Below are 19,236 nucleotides of genomic sequence, written 5' to 3'. Positions count from 1 at the left end.
GGAATTCGCGGAGTGTTCTTGAAAAATGGCGTGGCAAAAATGCGATTCCTCTCTCTGGTCGGAACCGCATTTTTGCGAAAAAAGGAGCAATCACATTTCTAAACAGTCCTAGCTACGGCTGTGGTTTATGTTTTGAAAAAAGATTGCAGAAATTTAAGTTATATCAATCTTAGATTGTTTTATTCTAAAAAATAATATAAATTAAAGTCAGTTCACACAATGTAGACTTTATTATTTTGTTTCTAAAGATACTATAGTTATTTTCGCATAAAATAGAAATGTTTAATGAAGTTACAATTTAAAGAGCAAGATTTTCAAATACACGCCATAGAGGCAGTTGTGAAGTGTTTTGAGGGACAAACTCTAAAAACCAATAAGTTTACTTTAGAAAGAAGTAAGGATATATTGAGAAGAACTAAAGAAATAGCTTCTAATAATGCTTATCAAGCATCTGCTTTCGAAAGTGACATGCTTGAGGAAATTGGCTACCGGAACAGTAATATACAAATCACAGATTCACAGATGTTTAATAATATCATCAATGTCCAAAGAGAGAATTATTTAATCGAAAATCAAGAGTTAGATAGAGTAAAGGGAGCTAACATTGGCTATAACCTGACAATTGAAATGGAAACAGGAACTGGTAAAACCTATACCTATTTCCGTACAATGTATGAGCTGAATAAAAAATATGGCTGGAGCAAATTTATCATCATTGTTCCAAGTATTGCTATCCGAGAAGGGGTTTTTAAAACTTTTGAATTAACACAGGATCATTTTCAGGAAATCTACGGACATAAAATAAGTCCGTTTATCTATAATTCTGCAAGACCTCAAGATATCGAAACTTTTGCTTCAGATGGACGAATCAGCGTAATGGTTATTAATACTCAGGCTTTTGCTGCTAGAGGAGCTGATGCAAGACGTATTCATCAGGAGTTAGATCATTTTGGTTCAAGAAGACCTATAGATATTATTGCACAAACAAAACCCATTATCATTATTGACGAACCTCAGTCAGTAGGCAAAGAAGGTTCTGTTACCTTAAAAAGTATGGAAGACTTTCATCCACTTTTTACCCTGCGATATTCTGCTACGCATTTAGAAGAATACAATAAAATTTTCCGTTTAGATGCTTTGGATGCTTACAATAAAAAGTTAGTGAAGAAGATTCAGGTGAAAGGGATTAATCTAAAAGGATCGTCGGGTACAACAGGATATTTGTATTTGGAATATATCAGTTTGAGTGCAAATAAACCTCCTCTAGCTTATTTAGAATATGAAAAAAGAAACGGCAATGGTGTAAAACGTGTTCGCGAAAAAATTGCACAGGGCACAGATTTATATGAAGTTTCCGGTGGTTTGCCGGCTTATAAAAATTGTTTGGTAACAGAAGTCAATGGCTATCTTAATAAGATCGTGGTTAATGGTCAGGATATTTATCCGGGCGATATGATTAATGATAAAGATGAGCTGGCTTTCCGCAGAATTCAAATTAGGGAAACAATTCTTTCGCATTTGCAGAAGGAAAAAGTACTGTACGAAAAAGGAATTAAAGTTCTTTCATTATTCTTCATTGATTCTGTTGAGAAATATAGGAAGTACGATGAAATGGGAGAGGAAGAATTGGGAGAATATGCTCGGATCTTTGAAGAGGAATATAAGAACTGCATCAATCAATTTATCGATTTGTTTCGCCAAGATTATACCGATTATGTTATTGAAACTGATGTCAATAAAACTTCAAAAGTATATGCGCCTGGAAGTTATTTAGATTATCTGCAGCGTGATGATGCAGACCGTGTACACAACGGCTATTTTTCAATCGACAAAAAAGGAAAACCCGTTGACCCGACTATTAAAAGAGGAAGCGAAGATTCTGATGATGTGTCGGCTTATGATCTGATTATGAAAGATAAAGAACGGCTGTTGAGTTTTGAAGAACCTACGCGTTTTATTTTCTCACATTCGGCATTAAAAGAAGGCTGGGACAATCCCAATGTATTTCAGATTTGTGCATTGAAAAATGTAGACAGCGGAAGCCAGACCCGAAGAAGACAGGAAGTAGGTCGTGGGATGCGTTTGTGTGTTGATAAAAATGGTACCCGTCAGGATTTTGAATTGGTGGGCGAACAGGTTCACGATATTAATGTCTTGACGGTAATAGCTTCTGAAAGTTATGAGGAATTTGCCAAAGGTTTGCAGAATGAAATAGCAAAATCTCTGAAAGACCGACCGGTAAAAGCAGATACAAAATTCTTCCTTGGAAAAGTGCTTGAAAATGAATTGGGAGAAACCATTCGCTTGACGGATGAGGATGCCAAAAAGCTCAACAAGTTTCTTTACAAGCACGACATTCTGGATGAAGACGATAAAATAACTCCCGACGGAAAAGAACGCATCGAAAAAAATGAAGTTCCTGTGCCGGAACATCTCGCAGCTTATGCTTCTGCAATTACCGATTTATTAAAAACAGTTTATAATGGAGAAGCACCTAAGCCAGACGACGACCGAAATACGGTTCCGTTGACCATCAATAAAAACTTTGCAAAAAAAGAGTTTCAGGAACTTTGGAAAAAGATCAGCCTGAAAACGGTTTATGAGGTAAAATTTGACACGGATAGATTGATTGAAGACAGTAAAATCCGAATTGATGCAGACCTGCATATTTCTGAACGTAAATATGAAATCAAGACCGGAGAAATGCGCGAGGTTTCTAAAAAAGAATTGAAAGAAGGAACGGCAATCAGTGTAACCAAAACAGATTCTAAAAAACTGTCTTCTGATCTTTACACAGAAGTAGCTTATGACATTGTAGGCGAAATAGAAGCATTGACCAATCTGAAAAGAATAACGATTGTTGCCATTCTTAAAAAGATAAAACCTAATACTTTTGAACTTCTGAGAAAAAATCCCGAAGAATTTATTGCCAAATGTGCCAAGCTGATCAATGAAACCAAAGCATCATTAATCATCAACAATATTGCGTATCACAAAACAGAAGAATCTTTTGATGCAAAAACGGTTTTCACCAATGGGAAAAATGTTTTGCGCACCGAAGAAATCCTTCAAAAACATATTTATGATTTTCTGGAAACCGATTCTAAAATAGAAAGAGAATTTACTAAAAATCTAGAACAGGCTACGGAAGTTGTAGTTTATGCAAAATTACCGAAAGGCTTTTACATTGCCACACCAGTTGCCAACTACAGTCCCGACTGGGCAATTGTTTTGGATAGTGAAAAAGTGAAACACATCTATTTTGTAGCCGAAACCAAAGGCTCTGAAAACATAAACGAGCTGAGAGGAATTGAACAATTAAAAATACATTGTGCCAAAGAACACTTTAAAACCATCAGTAATGGCGAAGTGAAATTTGATGTTATTACTACCTACAGTAAACTTTTAGATATTGCACAATTAAAATAAACCAAGATGAACCATAAATTAGACCTACAATCTACTGATATAACCAGCCTTAACATTGAAAAAATCGCCACACTTTTCCCCAACTGCGTTACCGAAACAGCAGATGGTAAAAAGATAGATTTTGATTTACTAAAACAGGAATTGTCAAACGAAATAGTAGAAGGCAACAAAGAACGTTACCGACTGGAGTGGCCAGGAAAACGCGAAGCTATTGTTACCGCCAATATCCCCACCACCAATACTTTGCGACCAGTAAGGGAAGATTCTGTGGATTTTGATACCACCGAAAACATCTACATAGAAGGCGACAATCTGGAAGTGCTGAAACTCTTGCAGGAAAGCTACCTGAATAAGATAAAAATGATCTACATAGACCCGCCTTACAATACAGGGAAAGATTTTGTATATAAAGACAATTTTACCAAAGATGGCGAAGAAGAACTCTTTGAAAGTGGGCAAAAAGACGAATACAACCAACGTTTGGTAGCTAATCCCGTAACCAACGGACGTTACCATAGTGATTGGCTTTCTATGATGTACCCAAGATTAAAACTCGCAAGAAATCTTTTGACGGAAGATGGGGTTATTTTTATCTCCATTGATGATAATGAGGTGCACAACCTGCGTAAGATTTGTGATGAAATTTTTGGGGAAGGGAATTTTATTGCGAATATTGTTTGGCAAAAAAAATATGGTCCTGCAAATGATGCACAAGGAATGTCTGCTACACATGAACATATTTTGTTATATGCTAAAAATGCTTTGGAGTGGTCACCAATATTATTAAAGAGAGATGAAAAGCAACTATCTGCATATAAAAATCCGGATAACGACCCACGAGGAGTTTGGAGGGCAAGTGACCTTTCGGTAAGAACTTTTTCTGAAAATTGTTATTTTTCTATAACAGGTCCAGACGGTCAGGTCCATTGGCCACCAGAATCAACTTCTTGGAGAGTTTCCGAAACTAAATTTAAAGAATTATTAAATGACAAAAGGATAACATTTGGAGTTGCGGGAACCGCTAGACCGATGCAAAAAAAATTTTTAACTGAAGTAAAAGATGGTATAACACCACAAACATGGTGGCATCGTGAATTTGCAGCTGATACTAAAATTGCTCGTTATGAAATGAAGGATTTAATCCCAGAGAATATTTTTGATACACCAAAGCCGTCATTGCTTATTAAAAGATGTATTGAAATTTCTGCTAAAGATGGGATCATATTAGATTTTTTCTCTGGTTCCGCTACTACGGCTCATGCCGTCATGCAATTCAATGCAGAAGAAGCTTCGGCAGGCTTAGCACAAGTTGGCAAAAGAAAATACATCATGGTTCAAGTACCAGAATTAACTTCTGAGAAAAGTCAAGCTAATAAGGTGGGTTACAAAAATATCTGCGAAATAGGCAAAGAAAGAATACGCCGTGCTGCCAATAAAATAAAAGAAGAAAAAATAGAAAAAGCCAAAAAAGACGGTTTGTTTTCAGATTTTAAAGATGAGCAGGATTATGGTTTCCGGGTGTACCGTTTAGATTCTTCCAATATGCACGATGTGTATTACAAACCGCAGGATTATAACCAAGGAACGCTAGATCTTTTTGCAGACAATGTAAAAGAAGGTCGTACTGCAGAAGATTTACTCACTCAGGTAATGCTCGATTGGGGATTGCCACTTTCATTGCCCATAGAACGCAAAACTGTTTCGAGTAAAGAAGTCTATGCTGTAGCCGGAGATTCGCTGTACTGCTGTTTTGATGACGGCATCGATGAAGATTTTGCCAAAGAAATTGCCAAAGAAAAACCATTGCGTATTGTTTTCATAGACAAGGGTTTTAAAGATGATACAGCGAAGGAGAATGTGAAGCAATTGCTGAAGCAGTTGAGTGGTGGGACGGAGATGAGGGTTATTTAATCTCAATCTGTAATATGTTAGATATAATTATAAAATCTATTAAAGAGACGGCTAAAGGTCTCAATGACCATCTTGATTATCCGACCTGCCCAGGAATTTATGCTTTTATGTTGAGAGAAGACTCCCATTTGAATGAATTTGGTAAACCAAACCAAGTGCTTTACGTTGGAATAGCGAAAGACAGTTTGAAAAAGAGGGATTTGGGAAATCATTTTAGCAGCAAAAGTACAGGTCGCTCCACCCTAAGACGTTCAATTGGAGCAATCTTAAAACAAGAATTTAAGCTAACCGCATCTTCCAGAAATGGAACAAATAGCAGTAGGGAAATATTAAATTATAAGTTCAATTCAGATGGAGAGCAACTTTTGACAGATTGGATGACTGAAAATTTGATAATTGGTTATTGGAATGATGAAGATTCAATTTCTTATTCAGAGTTACGCAAATTTGAGGAACAAGTAATTAAATTTTTTAAACCGTCTTTAGATTTGGACAAGCGTACAAGAAAATATAATGTTTTTGCGGATAAACTTGACGGATTGAGACTGATTTGTAGAACTGAAACTGGAAGCTTATTTAAATAAAAAAAACTAAAACTAATAACTTGGAGAAAATGACAGAAGCTCAAAGAGAAAGAGAATTACAACGTAGCGAAAGTGAAGCAAGAGATATTATACACGATATTGACCGTTTAAATACTTTTCCTGAAAATAAGAAATCAAGATGGGTTTGGGAGTTATTACAAAATGCTAAAGATATTGCTACTGAAAATGGTGTCGATGTGACTTATGAATTAAAAGATAATGACATTATATTTTCCCATAATGGTTCTGCATTTGAAACTAAACATTTATTAGCAATATTGTACAAAACTTCTACTAAATCTTTAAGTGGGGATGATGGCACAACAGGTAAATATGGGACAGGATTTGTGACAACACATATTTTGAGTAAAAAGCTTACAATTAATGGGATTCATCAAAAAACTGAAGATGCAAGTTTAAGAAAATTTACTCTGAATATTGATAGAACAGCAGCAGGATTAGATGAAGTTGAAGCTTTAACGAGAATGAAGCAGTCATTATTTACAGCATTTCAGCAAATAGATAAAATTGTAGAAAACCCATCAGATTTTATTACGGATTTGCTTCACTCATTTACCTATTCTCTCCTACAACAAAAAAGTATGCGATTAATGGATTAGACGAGTTGGAAAAAAATATTCCCTTCGTCCTTTTAATCAATAAAAAGGAGAAAAAACACATTAATTCCGTAACAATAATTAGAGATGGAGTTAAGAAAGTTTTTCAAATTAATCCTACCCCAAGCTCTATCGATGGATTAAATTATATTAAAGTTGAAAATAATTCTGGTATTTTATATAAAGAAACAGAATCCATAATTTTTGGACTTCCTGTTATAAATAATAATGGATTTTATACTATAGAAAGTATTGAGGGCAAGTCGGTACTTTACAAAGAGTTTCCGCTAATTGGTTCTGAAAACTTCCATTTACCTGTTTTTGTACAGCATAAAAAATTTAAACCAACAGAAGAACGAGATGGAATTAGAACAAAAAAAGAAGATGATAATACTGCAGATTCGACAGCTGATAGTAACCGCCTCCATCTCAAAGAATTTATTAACGAGTATTTGAAGTTTATTTCGATTTTAATTGAATCAAACTGTAATAATTTACATCACTTAGCTCTATCTGGATTACCTGAATTTATAGAGAAGTATCATAATGAAGATTGGTATTTAGAAAATGTACAGAAGCCAATTAGAATTTTACTGTCAGACAAACCGATTGTTAAAAATGCAAAAGGAAATCTTAGGCTAATTAAGGAGACTAGATTTCCAATAATTGACTTGTCGACTGACGAGGAATTTTTCGAATTATTAGAGGAGTTATTACCGAATGAAGTTCCATCCTCTGAAAGCTTAGACGTCTGGAATAAAATTATCAATCAAGAATATCATAGTTGGAATACCGAAGTTACAATTTCGTTGGAACAATTGCTGGCTGGCTTACCTGATTCTGTCGATTTTACAAAGCCGGAAACGTATCAAAAGCTGAAGAAAGTTTATCATTTTTTGGAAGTAAAAAATTCGAAGTTGGGAGAATCATATCCAATTTATCTCAACGAGAAAAATGAATTTAAAACTAGATTAGAAGTTTCTCAATATCCTGAGATTGATGATGAAATGAAAGTTGTATCACTAGGTTTAGGAAGAAACTTGGATGAGGAATTCCTAAACAAAAAGTTAGGGAAAATAGAAGGTATAAAAGAATTTGAGTTAACTGAATTTTATAAAACTTTAAATACAGAACTGATAAGTAAAGTATTGGAAAAAAATGCAACAAATGATCAAATTAACGCAATACTTCATGTATGTTCGTTATTTAGAAGCGATAGAGCTACAAAAAGAGAAAAATGGTACAATATAGTTAAACAGTTGTTACCACATCAAATTGGAGATAAAAAATATATTTCAATTGATTACGAATATTTTGGAAGTTCTGCCGAGCTATGGACTATTAAATATATTTCACATCTAATTGAGACTCAAAATACAACTGTAAATTTTACAAAAACATATTTCGGGGATAATGAAATTGCCTGTTTTGAATGGATTAATGATTTTCTAAGTCATGTCTTTTCAATGTCTGATGAGGTCAAGACAGTTCTTTTCCAAAGAAGAATAATTCCTATGCAGACTGGGGATTTTAAAGATTATTCTGAATTTAGGTTTTTAGAGGATAATCCTAAGTATTTTGATGAAACGGTTAAGAGTATATATAAAACTTTTACTGGAAAGGGTGATCCTAAGGGTTTTTTAATAGATAACAGAATTAAAACTGAAGCTATTAAGAAAATTAATATTGATATTTTAACAAAGGAAATCGATAAACTTTTCGATGACTCAGATGTAGAAAAAAAAGTTAAAAACGGTGGGATTTTACATGACGCGTTTTTAAATTTAAATAATTGGTTTGAACAATATCCTGAAGCTGCGGGAGATTTAAAGACCTTCGCAAATAAGAGAGCAATGTTATATGTTATAGCTTTAGGAGAAGGTTTTGGGAAACAAGTAATGTCATTAAGGAATTCAGGGAAATCAATGGAAGATATTGCTGAATTAGCGCAAATAAATTTATCTGCATCTGAAATGAGGGAGTTAGAACGTGTTGCCAATGAATTAGGAACAACTGAGCTTTTGAAAAAAGCGGATGAAATGATAATTCTTAAAAAACAACGCAAAAAATGGAAACAAATTGGAAAAACTGCAGAAGATGCCTTTAAAAATGTTTTTTCTAATCTTGCAATTGATATCGAGGTTACAAATCCTGATGTTGGAAAAGATTTTGAACTCATTCTTAAATCAGATAAATTTTCTGTTGAGATTAAAAATGTTATTGAATATAAGCCAAATGTACGTATGTCTATTTTGCAAGGACGTACTGCCGTTAAAGAAAAAGATAATTATGCTTTATGTGTTGTAACAAGACCTGATGATATTACCGAAATCACTGAAGAATATTTTATCAAAAATGCGAAATTTGTAAAAGACATTGGTTATCAAATTGGAGACAAGATAATTAACTGGGATAATGGACTCGATAATCTTTCTAAAACTGAGAACATTAATGTTATTTTAGATCAGAAAACGGAATCGGTTTATGTAAATAAATCAATTTGGTCAAACAACATGTCCTTTGAAGAATTTATTGAGTACATGAAAAAAAAGTTTTATTATGAAGGTTATTGACAACATAAACCATCGTCTGATAGACGACCTCAAAGAGAACATCAATAAGAAAGGCAAATTGGCTATTGCCGCATCGTCATTTTCAATTTACGCCTTTGAAGCCTTGCGAAAAGAACTGAAGGGTATTAATGAGTTGCGTTTTATTTTTACTTCACCGAGTTTTCTGCAAGAGAATCTGAAAAAAGAAGTACCTAAGTTTTTTATTCCTCATTTGTTTAAAGAAGCAGATCTATGTGGTGGAGAATTTGAATTGCGTTTAAGAAATCAGTTGACACAAAGAGCCATTGCAAAGGAATGCAGTAAATGGGTAAAAGAGAAGGTTAACTTCAAATCTAATAAACAAACCAATTACCCAATGCAGGGAATGATTCATTTAACAGATAAAGATGAGTCTTCTATTGCATGGAGTGGTGTGAACAGTTTTACAACGGCAGATTTGGGAATCACACCTAAAAAAGGATTTCCTACTTTGATTCACAAAACAGAATTCCCAAATAGTAGAGCATATTTGGATTGGTTTAATCAGGTTTGGGAAGATGATGAGAATCTGGAAGAAGTGACCGAAAAAGTTCAGCAATATTTTGAAAAAGCTTTTAAAGATAACAGTCCGGAGTTTATTTACTTTATTACATTGTATAATATTTTCAATGATTTTCTTGATGATTTAAGTATCGACAATCTTCCTGATGATAAAGTTGGTTTTAAAGATACTGTTGTCTGGAATAAGCTTTTTAATTTCCAGAAAGATGCGGTGATTGGTGCCATCAATAAACTGGAAAAATACAAAGGCTGTATTTTGGCAGACAGTGTAGGTTTAGGGAAAACTTTTTCAGCTTTGGGTATCATCAAATATTACGAAATGCGTAATAAAGATGTCTTGGTTCTCTGTCCCAAAAAACTTGAAGCCAACTGGAATACCTATCGCCATAATGACAAAACCAATATTTTAGCTAAAGACCGTTTTAATTATGATTTGCTTTTCCATACCGATTTGTCGAGAGATAAAGGAATGAGTAATGGGAGAAATCTAGCCAATGTCAATTGGGGAAATTATGGATTGGTGGTGATTGATGAGTCACATAATTTTAGAAATGCAGGTTTGACTTATTCCGAAAAAGAAAACCGTTATCAGGCTCTTTTGAGAAAGGTAATGCGTGAAGGTATCGAAACCAAAGTATTGATGCTTTCTGCCACACCAGTGAATAATAAATTTAATGACCTTAAAAATCAATTGGCACTAGCCTATGAAGGTAATTCGGAAATTATTGATGAGAAATTAGATACAGAATTAGGTATTGACAATATTTTCAAAAGAACTCAGAAAGCATTTAACGTTTGGACAAAACTAGATTTATCTGAAAGAACGACAGAAAAGCTTCTGGACATGTTGGATTTTGATTTTTTTGAGATATTAGATTCTCTTACCATTGCCCGATCCAGAAAACATATTACAACTTACTATGACACCACAGATATTGGTAAATTTCCTCAACGAAATAAGCCTGTATCAATAGAAAGTCCTTTAACGGTAGATCATTCTCTAACTTATGTGGAAATAGCTGAATTATTAGGACAATTGAATCTTTCAGTTTATACACCGCTGAAATACATTTTGCCAAGTCAGGTTTCAAAATATGCGGAACTTTATGATAAGCAAACCAAAGGTGGAAAGCTAACACAGGTTGATAGAGAAAAAAGCTTGAAGATTCTTATGCGAATCAACCTACTGAAACGAATTGAAAGTTCCATAGATTCATTCAGAATTACAACTAATGGTATTGTTTCACAAATAGAACAAACTGTAGGAGCTTTGTCAAAAGATGGTTTGGAGGATTTGATCAGTCCTCAGTTTGATACAGAAGATGAAAACTTTGACTGGGAGGCCAATTGGGGAGATGAAGAAAATGTTTTTGGGAAAAAAGTAAAAGTTCATCTTGCGGATATCGACCGCATGCAATGGAAAGAGGATTTGGAAGAAGATTTGAGTACCTTAAATGAACTTTTAAAGAAAGTTAATATAATAACTCCATCAGTAGATTATAAACTTCAGAAACTTATTTCGGCAATTAAGAATAAAGTAGAAAATCCGCATAATGCCAATAATAAGAAGGTTATTATTTTTACGGCATTTGCTGACACTGCAGATTACCTGTATAAAAATCTAAGTAAGGTTTTTAAAGATGAATTTCAAATTAATACAACTTTGATTACGGGATCACGACGAGTTACAACTGCTAAAACTATACCTACGGAACTCAATGCATTATTGACTTGTTTTTCTCCAAAGTCTAAAGGTAAAGACTTGATCTTTCCAACAATTATTGAAGAAATTGATATTCTCATAGCTACGGACTGTATTTCTGAGGGTCAAAATTTACAGGATTGTGATTATCTGATTAATTATGATATTCACTGGAATCCAGTTCGAATTATTCAACGTTTTGGCAGGATAGATAGAATTGGCTCAACCAACGAAACAATTACCTTGGTCAACTTTTGGCCCGATATCACATTAGATAATTATATTAATTTAAAACAAAGAGTGGAAGATAGGATGCTTATTTCAGATATGGCGAGTACAGCTGATGATAATATTCTGAAAGAGAATCAAAAAGATTTGGAATACCGTAAAATTCAGTTAAAAAAACTACAAGATGAAGTTACAGACTTGGAAGATTTACGAGAAGGAATTGATATAACAGATTTAGGACTAAATGATTTTAGAATCGATTTATCCAATTTCATTAAGGAATATGGAGAGCTAGTTAATATCCCTGAAGGAATACACGCAGTTATTCGTTCTACAGAAATTTTGAAACCTGGAGTGATATATGTTTTGAAGAATATTAACGAAAGTATCAATATCAATAAGCTAAATCGATTACATCCTTTTTATTTAGTTTATATCAGTGATGAGGGGGAGTTATTGTTTAATCATATTGATTCTAAGAAAATCTTGGATGCTATTCGGATGTTATGTAAAGGAGTAAAAGAACCTATAACTGCATTGTGTGAGGAACTTAACAAAGAAACTGAAGAGTATCATGATATGTCAATTTATTCAGAATTATTAAAGAAATCCATCGCAACTATTTTAGAAACTGAAGATGAAAAAGAAGTTTTGAGCTTATTCAAATCTGGCGGCACCAACGTGATGAAAGAAAAGTTTAAGGGTATTGAGGATTTTAAATTAATCTCGTTTTTAATTGTAAAATAAATTACTGAATGTTTGATCTACCGAAATCTACTGTTGTTAAAAAAGTAATTCCGAAAAATGCTTTTGATGCTTACACCAACTCTAAGCAGAAAAAGATTATTAGTGAAAAGATTTTAAGAATAACCTGGGCTAACAAATTATCACAAGATACCATAAACCTCACAGGGAAAGATATACAGGAAATACAAATTTTTGAAATTGACTTAAAAGAAAAGCTTTACATTAAGGATTTACTTCTAATTATTGATAAAGCAATTCCGTATCAAATTATTTTCCAAGTTAAATTTAATAATGAATTTTATATCTCAACCTCTGCAAAACATTCCCACCCAACCAATGATGACAATGCGGTGGTTGATTATACATTTTCGACAGATTGGAATGATGAAAACGAACTATATCCTTATATTGAACTGAAAAATAATTTGGACTGGGTCTACAAAAAATTTTGTGAACAGATTAATGATTTATTTCAAGAAACAAATAGCTTAGATGAATTAATATTTCTTAATAGAGAACATGATTTAATTACAAGGAAAATTGCACAACTCAAAACTTCTATTGCCAACTGCCAACAATTTAATAGAAAAGTAGAGTTAAATCTAAAGCTGAAACAACTTGAAAAAAAATTACTAGAACTAAAGAAATAATTTACACTTTATGTAAGTCTGTAATCCAATCTTTGCTTTTAGATTTTGTTTCATCAAAATACTCAGTTTTATCCTTTTCAACAAATTTTGCCAACATCAACAACAGAATGAAATATTTTATAGTTTTACAATACAAAATGAGGGTATAATTCTGTCCAACGTTTGGGGAGACTTACAATCCTTTATTTGAAATAGTAATAGTCGATTTAAAACCATCATTTCTAAATTTTAAAACTCTGCTTATAGTATTCTGAAGTATCATAGACTCTATAATATTTATTCTCTCCACCTGAGTGCGAAAAAATAGCAGTTGGAATAAGAATTATTTCGCGATACCTTCAGTGTAATTAACTTCAACATGAGAATGTTTATAATAATTTGTCAATTATTTAAAATCACCCATCCTGTTGATTTACATCCATAAAAATTGTCCTCTACAAAAATTATTTGACCTCTATTATTATTATCACATGCTGATCCAGCAAGTGTATTAGATGGAGAACTGATTTTTATTCCTCCATTAACTTGTAACTTTGCCGTTGTAGTATTGGTTTCAAAATTATCAATATCTATACCTACTTGTCCGTTTTTAAGAATGGTAAAAGCATCGCTTCGTGAGGCATATGCTGATGATATGTCGGTAGAAAAATCAAACTCTGATGGGGCGGCACCATTTCCAACGTTGAACAATCTATCTTTTGTTGTAGCTAAATTTACAATCCAAGTTCCATCATGAGTATATGCATTTGGATATTGAGGATTATATAATGTTCCAAAAAATCCTATAGCAAATTCTCCTACAGATTGTGCGACATTCGATGCTCCAGTAACAAAAGAATAGCTACCCCTGGCATTGTTACCTCTTCCTCCCATAATAGATCCAAAATGTCCTTTATAAAGAATTTTATTAAATTGACCGCCACTAATTACTCCCATACCTGCACCCTGAGGATAAGTCCCTGACCCTTCAAGTCTTATAAGGTTCCGATCGCCGCCCCCAATTACTGATCTGTCCGCATTAATCTCATTTCCTTCTCCTCCTGAAATAGTGTTTGAAGCATACCAAACATAATCATATGGAGCTGCAGAAGGTCTAATTTTATTACCAGCCCCACCTCCAATTATAGAATATATTCCTTCACTAAGCACATTATTAGTACCTCCAACAATAACATTTTTGGTCGATGCAGAACTCCCTATTATACTATTTGAATTACCACTAACAATATTATTAGCAACTCCTATAGAATTATATGGGTAATTATCTATAGCTGTATTATTAAAGACTATACTATTATTATGTCCTGATAAGATAGCCGAATTCATAGCATTCGTTATAGTATTATCTCTACCAGCTATAATACTAGAATTACTACCGGAATTTACGTTTGTCTTACCAAAGACCACTGAATTAGCATTATTTGCAGAAGAACCTTCTCCATAAGCAAAGGAATTGGCTCCAACAGATCGCGTATTTTGACCGCCAGAGAAAGATCCATTTCCGCCAGCTTCAGTTTTATTACCAACTGCTGTTGAAGCGTTCCCGCGAGAAATAGTATTAAGACCTGCCGCAAAAGAATTATCACCCCGAGCTCCATTAGCTGTAGATAGCCAAACATAATTTTCATCACTGTAAGAAACATCTACTGCATTCTCGCCAATTAAACCGTATTTTTGAATATCAGCATCTATTATTCGAATTCCGGATTTACCGTCTTGTACAATTCTTTCGAAAGCAGTTGGTTCTATTTTTTTCCAATATTTTTGAGTGCCCCCTGAACCATTGTAAACATATCGATAAAATCCAGGCTCAGTAATTTTACTTGTTACAAAATCTCCAGTGGTTGTCGCGTTTAATGCAAAAACGATTAAAGAGTTATGAGAACTGCTTAATAAATTTTGACTCATCGTCCGTATTTCATTTGAAGTGAGCCGAGGTAATAGTAATCCTTGAACCAAAGAAGTATTGCCAGCATTTATATCTAAAGTTGATTGTGGATTACTTGTATTAATTCCAACCTGAGCAAAGGAATAACAGTTAATCGTTGTAGCTAGTAAAACATACACTGAAGGGCTTTTAAAAGAAAAATTTAATATCATAAATTATAGTGAGTAAGATTATATCCAATAAAATTGCAAAGTCTTTATTATTTTTAAAATATATTTAGAAAGTATATAGTTATTCACTCTTAAATTTAATAGCAAAAATATAAAAATTATTTTTGATTTGATATAGATTTGAGACTCTCACAAAACAAAATTTTTTATACTGGATATGCAAATAAAAATTCCAGTATAAGTTAAGCTACATTTTGATGAATTTTGTTTTGACTGTTAAACTCTTCAATAGTTTGGTAACTCAGGGCGCTGTGCCGTCTTTTTTTGTTGTACCAGATTTCAATGTATTCAAATATTTCCAACTCCATTTTTTCTTTTGTGATGAGCTTGTTTCCATAAATGAGTTCAGTTTTTAATGATTTGAAAAAGCTTTCAGCCACTGCATTGTCCCAGCAATTTCCTTTGCGGCTCATACTTCTTGTAATGCTATAAAATTGCAAAGTATTTGCAAATTTTCTGCTTGCATATTGAACGCCTCTGTCGCTATGAAAAATTAGACTTTCACCTATTTTCCTGTTTTTGATAGCCATTTTCCAAGCTGCAAGGCTTGTTTCCTCAGTACTCATTCCGTTGCTTAAACTCCATCCAATGATTTTTCTATCATACAAATCAATCACTGTTGTTAGGTACAAAAATCCTTCTTTGGTCTGAATTAATAGTAAAAGTATTATCTGAATAGAAAGTTATATTCTCAAGAGTTGAAATTAAATCTTTCTTGATATAATTTTTGTTTTGGACAATTTGAGTATTTACAAGTGTTTGAGCTCCAGGTATTGGAATAAACTCATCTTGTTCAAATTGTTTGTTTAAGATTTCTTTGATTTGATTTGCCGTTTGATCTGTTGAAATTAATAAATTAAAAAGATCTGAAATTATAATCCCGTTGTCGGATTTTGGAATGTCTAGTTTTAAAATAGAGCGTTTTTTTGTTTCCATGGATAAGAGTTATTTTTTATTAATGAGCAGAGTAGTACAAAAGTTTAGTCATCAAATGTATATAACAAAGGCATCTTTTCAATACGGTTTTCCGTAAATAACAAAATTATGAACATTTTAAAGTACACTATCAGTATTTTCACTGAATTTATATGAAATTAATAAAATATCAATGAGATTTATTAATAACGTACTACAAAGATTTTAACAAAATATTTGTAAATAAAAAATCCCAACTAAAGTTAGGATTAATTTGTAGTATTTTTAAAAACTATAATTTATCAGTTTCTACAACTTTAAACAATTTTTCTGATTGAGAAAGTTTGATTATAAAGTATTTTTCGTCGTTTAGCTCTACAGGTAATTTGTCTTTTAGAATTGAAGCGACGAACTGAATGTTGCTATTATTTACGAACTCAGCAATTTTTACTAATTGCTTGTCATCCATAAGTTCTTTTTTATCATTTAAAATAAAATGTAGAGATGGAATATTTTCTTCCTCGGCAAACATTATATATGCGAGATCGAAGCAAGAAATTTCTCCTTGTTTTTTACCTGAACTTAGATTTGTGTTAAATGCATTAAATTTATATAATCTCTGTCCTTTCTTATTGGTTACAATATCATATTTAATTGCATACTGCTCTCCGTAAAGTTTATTAGAAATATTAGCAAAATGCTTATTGAACTTATTAAGCTGAGTTTTTACAACTTTCTCAAATTCGTCTGAAAAAAGCTCATCGTCAATTTCATTCAATTGGCGGTTATATTCTTTTACATTGTCTTCAACTTCTTCCAATTGTTGAATAATATTTTCATATTCCCCCTTTTTTTGATATTTTTGATTTAGCTCTACAATTAAATTTTCCAACTCTTCAAAAGAATCACTTTTTGAAATAATCTCAGCAAGTTCTTTTTCTTTTAAAAGAAATTCTCGTAACTCTATTTCCTTTCGAGAAATTTCGGAGTCAATTAATGGTAATTCTTTCGTTATAAATTTTGCCTTTTCGATAAGCATCTGATTATGATAGGCCACTAAATCATCAAATGATTTTTGAATATTTGTAATTAGATTTGTAGCTTGAGAGTAGATGATTTCTAATTGCTTCACATCAATAGTTGAAATGTTATTTTTCAACTCCTCCTCAGTTTCTAATATTAGATTCTTTTTAATATTTAATCTTCCTATCTCAGAACTTAATTTATTTTTTTTATATCTTAAGTAGTTTAGTCTATCTAAATCGGCTTCGAAATTTTTATTAATATTAAATGATGATTTTTTTTGATTTAATTCCTCAATATCATTGTTAATTAATGAGAGAGTTGTTTCATATGCTGTTTTGGTTTGATTTTTTTCAAGGCGACTTTTATAGGTGTCTTCTTGTTTTAACTTGGCTAAAATACTTTGCTTATTGTTACCTTTGGTAAAATCACACCCAAATAAAAATAGATATAAAGTTTCATATTCGGCGTCAGAAGTATATCCATCCAATGTTTTCAAAGTATTATTAATACTTTGATCTTTATACCTTATGTTATGTGAAATAATCTGTCTGAAACTTGGCTTATCAGCATAATGCTCTGGAAAAATCAATGTAGACAATTTTACATCAAATTCATCTTCTGTATATTGTTCCCCGTTGATTCTTCTAACGATTTGCTTTCTTGCAAGGAAATTTCTTTCAATTATTACTTCCTCAGCATCTTCAACATCTAAATCTTTGGTAAGAATGAGTGTGATAAGTACTTTTTGTGCTATCAAAAAATCTTTGATCAACTTATATTCTTGACGTTTGCTTTCCGGGTCAATGTATATATTTTGTGGCTTACCACCTAAACAGAAATCTATTAATTTTAAAACAGTTGTTTTGCCGACACTATTTCCTGTAACTTGATCATTACTTTCATCTACAATCAGATTCAATCCCTTATGAAAAGGGATTTCTCTTATGATTTCTTTTTCTGTAGAGATAATTAATTGCTTTAAGAACATAATCTTATTTCTCCGTTATCGTTAGTTGTAGCAATATTCAATAAATATAACCAATCGAGGCACAAAACAAATATCGAAAATGACATTTCTTTTTTTGATTTAGTGGCTTGATACAAATCTAAAAGATTATTTGGACTACTGTTCTTGATTGTTTCCAAGACAAATGCACCATTATAATAAATGGTATTTTCGGGATGAATGTTATCAGGTAGTAGCATAATTATAATTTTCTGGGTTTTCAAAAATCTTACAACGAATAAAGGCATCAACTACCAAAATATTCACACACAGCTCTAATTCATCAAATGGAATGTCTTGATAATTAGCACTACCAAGAATTTTTTCTTGTACTTTTTCAATGATTGTAAAAAATAGCTGATCATCAGTAAGGTTAACAGATAGCTTAGCATATTCTTGTCTGATTGTTGATAGTACCGTTTTGCTTTTATTACTGCCTTGTTTATCAAATTCTGAGTAAATCTTATCCAATCTATTATGATGGATACTATAGTCTTCAATGATTAATTTTGCAGCTTTCAATTTATTATGTGTAATTTTTCTTTCAATTTCAAACTTCACTTTTTCAGGAGTATCATCTCCTGTATTCCAATCTTCTTTGGAAAGTATATTTATAATCGTTGCTAAATTCGTTTCTAATTTGATAGGATCAATTTCCGAACCTAATTCTTTTTTTATAAAATTATATACTCTTTTTAAATCATCTGGTCCTAATCCTTTAATGGTTGTTAATATTGAATTTTTATCAATGATATCATGAACTGGGCTAAATGAAATTCTGTGAGGATTGTCATACGTTTTTGAACGAAGTTCACTTGCGTCACTAGCAATAGATACGAATTTAAAAGTGTATTTAGTATAACTTTTAATCAAATCTTTTTTTAGTGATGATTCAATTTTTTGTTTTGAATTGGTAGCAGAAACCTGAATAACATAAAAATTAGTACGGTCAATCAGGTCAATCGCCTCAATATTAGGTTTGAATTCATTCTCGTTCTGAACATTCCATGAATACAATTCATTTAAAAAGTAATGATAAAAACTTTCGGAGTGTAAATGAAGATCTAAAATATTTAATTTACCCCTTGAAGTAATTCGAACGGATAGTAGATTTAGTTTTTCTTCGATTACCGAATAGTAATTAGCTCTAATCATTAAATTGCAAATTTATTATTATATTACGATATATG

General features: G+C 32.3%; 13 protein-coding genes. 7 read left to right on the top strand and 6 right to left on the bottom strand.

All coding sequences use genetic code 11. The features are described from left to right. Positions 1-285: 285 nt before the first annotated feature. From MTP08_RS10390 to MTP08_RS10360, 7 genes are read left to right on the top strand one after another with little or no spacing between them, the layout of a single operon-like run. On the top strand, positions 286-3,429 hold the full coding sequence (locus MTP08_RS10390; protein ID WP_243575934.1) for a type III restriction-modification system endonuclease: 3,144 nt from the start codon (positions 286-288) through the stop codon (positions 3,427-3,429). 6 nt (positions 3,430-3,435) lie between these two features. Then, positions 3,436-5,340 (top strand): site-specific DNA-methyltransferase, encoded by a 1,905-nt coding sequence (locus MTP08_RS10385; RefSeq protein ID WP_243575933.1) that lies wholly within the window; start codon positions 3,436-3,438, stop codon positions 5,338-5,340. 14 nt (positions 5,341-5,354) lie between these two features. Next, positions 5,355-5,924 (top strand): GIY-YIG nuclease family protein, encoded by a 570-nt coding sequence (locus MTP08_RS10380; protein WP_243575932.1) that lies wholly within the window; start codon positions 5,355-5,357, stop codon positions 5,922-5,924. Positions 5,925-5,953: 29 nt separating this feature from the next. Then, positions 5,954-6,544: a sacsin N-terminal ATP-binding-like domain-containing protein gene (locus MTP08_RS10375; protein WP_243575931.1), complete on the top strand. Its 591-nt coding sequence runs from the start codon at positions 5,954-5,956 to the stop codon at positions 6,542-6,544. Between the two features lie 5 nt (positions 6,545-6,549). Then, positions 6,550-9,114: a hypothetical protein gene (locus MTP08_RS10370; protein ID WP_243575930.1), complete on the top strand. Its 2,565-nt coding sequence runs from the start codon at positions 6,550-6,552 to the stop codon at positions 9,112-9,114. Beyond that, on the top strand, positions 9,101-12,331 hold the full coding sequence (locus MTP08_RS10365) for a helicase-related protein (protein ID WP_243575929.1): 3,231 nt from the start codon (positions 9,101-9,103) through the stop codon (positions 12,329-12,331). Before MTP08_RS10370 ends, MTP08_RS10365 begins: the two co-directional genes overlap by 14 nt. An 8-nt stretch (positions 12,332-12,339) precedes the next feature. Next, the gene (locus tag MTP08_RS10360) at positions 12,340-12,981 is read left to right on the top strand and encodes a DUF4391 domain-containing protein (RefSeq protein ID WP_243575928.1); all 642 of its coding nucleotides are present in this window, start codon (positions 12,340-12,342) and stop codon (positions 12,979-12,981) included. Positions 12,982-13,362: 381 nt separating this feature from the next. Here MTP08_RS10360 and MTP08_RS10355 read toward each other — a convergent pair whose 3' ends face one another. From MTP08_RS10355 to MTP08_RS10335, 6 genes are all read right to left on the bottom strand, one after another. Continuing rightward, positions 13,363-15,081 carry a hypothetical protein gene (locus MTP08_RS10355; protein ID WP_243575927.1) on the bottom strand — a complete coding sequence of 573 codons (1,719 nt, stop codon included), beginning with the start codon at positions 15,079-15,081 and terminating at the stop codon, positions 13,363-13,365. Between the two features lie 200 nt (positions 15,082-15,281). Next, entirely contained in the window at positions 15,282-15,731 is a 450-nt protein-coding gene (locus MTP08_RS10350) for an IS3 family transposase (protein ID WP_243575926.1), read from the bottom strand. Continuing rightward, positions 15,709-16,035 (bottom strand): hypothetical protein, encoded by a 327-nt coding sequence (locus tag MTP08_RS10345; RefSeq protein WP_243575925.1) that lies wholly within the window; start codon positions 16,033-16,035, stop codon positions 15,709-15,711. The genes MTP08_RS10350 and MTP08_RS10345 overlap by 23 nt, the downstream gene beginning before the upstream one ends. Positions 16,036-16,306: 271 nt before the next feature. Then, on the bottom strand, positions 16,307-18,028 hold the full coding sequence (locus MTP08_RS10340) for a DUF2326 domain-containing protein (protein WP_243575924.1): 1,722 nt from the start codon (positions 18,026-18,028) through the stop codon (positions 16,307-16,309). Beyond that, positions 18,019-18,246: an ABC-three component system middle component 6 gene (locus tag MTP08_RS14740; RefSeq protein WP_317233001.1), complete on the bottom strand. Its 228-nt coding sequence runs from the start codon at positions 18,244-18,246 to the stop codon at positions 18,019-18,021. Before MTP08_RS14740 ends, MTP08_RS10340 begins: the two co-directional genes overlap by 10 nt. Further along, positions 18,233-19,201, bottom strand: coding sequence for an ABC-three component system protein (locus MTP08_RS10335; protein ID WP_243575923.1), 969 nt, complete (start codon positions 19,199-19,201; stop codon positions 18,233-18,235). The genes MTP08_RS14740 and MTP08_RS10335 overlap by 14 nt, the downstream gene beginning before the upstream one ends. Positions 19,202-19,236 lie beyond the last annotated feature (35 nt).

The sequence above is a fragment of the Chryseobacterium oryzae genome, from assembly GCF_022811665.1.
Lineage (GTDB): Bacteria > Bacteroidota > Bacteroidia > Flavobacteriales > Weeksellaceae > Chryseobacterium > Chryseobacterium oryzae.
This window is presented reverse-complemented; position numbering and strand designations above follow the sequence as displayed.

Coding starts and splice junctions, on each gene's coding strand:
- MTP08_RS10390 (WP_243575934.1), top strand. CDS start 286: ATGAAGTTACAATTTAAAGAGCAAGATTTTCAAATACACGCCATAGAG.
- MTP08_RS10385 (WP_243575933.1), top strand. CDS start 3,436: ATGAACCATAAATTAGACCTACAATCTACTGATATAACCAGCCTTAAC.
- MTP08_RS10380 (WP_243575932.1), top strand. CDS start 5,355: ATGTTAGATATAATTATAAAATCTATTAAAGAGACGGCTAAAGGTCTC.
- MTP08_RS10375 (WP_243575931.1), top strand. CDS start 5,954: ATGACAGAAGCTCAAAGAGAAAGAGAATTACAACGTAGCGAAAGTGAA.
- MTP08_RS10365 (WP_243575929.1), top strand. CDS start 9,101: ATGAAGGTTATTGACAACATAAACCATCGTCTGATAGACGACCTCAAA.
- MTP08_RS10360 (WP_243575928.1), top strand. CDS start 12,340: ATGTTTGATCTACCGAAATCTACTGTTGTTAAAAAAGTAATTCCGAAA.
- MTP08_RS10355 (WP_243575927.1), bottom strand. CDS start 15,081: ATGATATTAAATTTTTCTTTTAAAAGCCCTTCAGTGTATGTTTTACTA.
- MTP08_RS10345 (WP_243575925.1), bottom strand. CDS start 16,035: ATGGAAACAAAAAAACGCTCTATTTTAAAACTAGACATTCCAAAATCC.
- MTP08_RS10340 (WP_243575924.1), bottom strand. CDS start 18,028: ATGTTCTTAAAGCAATTAATTATCTCTACAGAAAAAGAAATCATAAGA.
- MTP08_RS14740 (WP_317233001.1), bottom strand. CDS start 18,246: ATGCTACTACCTGATAACATTCATCCCGAAAATACCATTTATTATAAT.
- MTP08_RS10335 (WP_243575923.1), bottom strand. CDS start 19,201: ATGATTAGAGCTAATTACTATTCGGTAATCGAAGAAAAACTAAATCTA.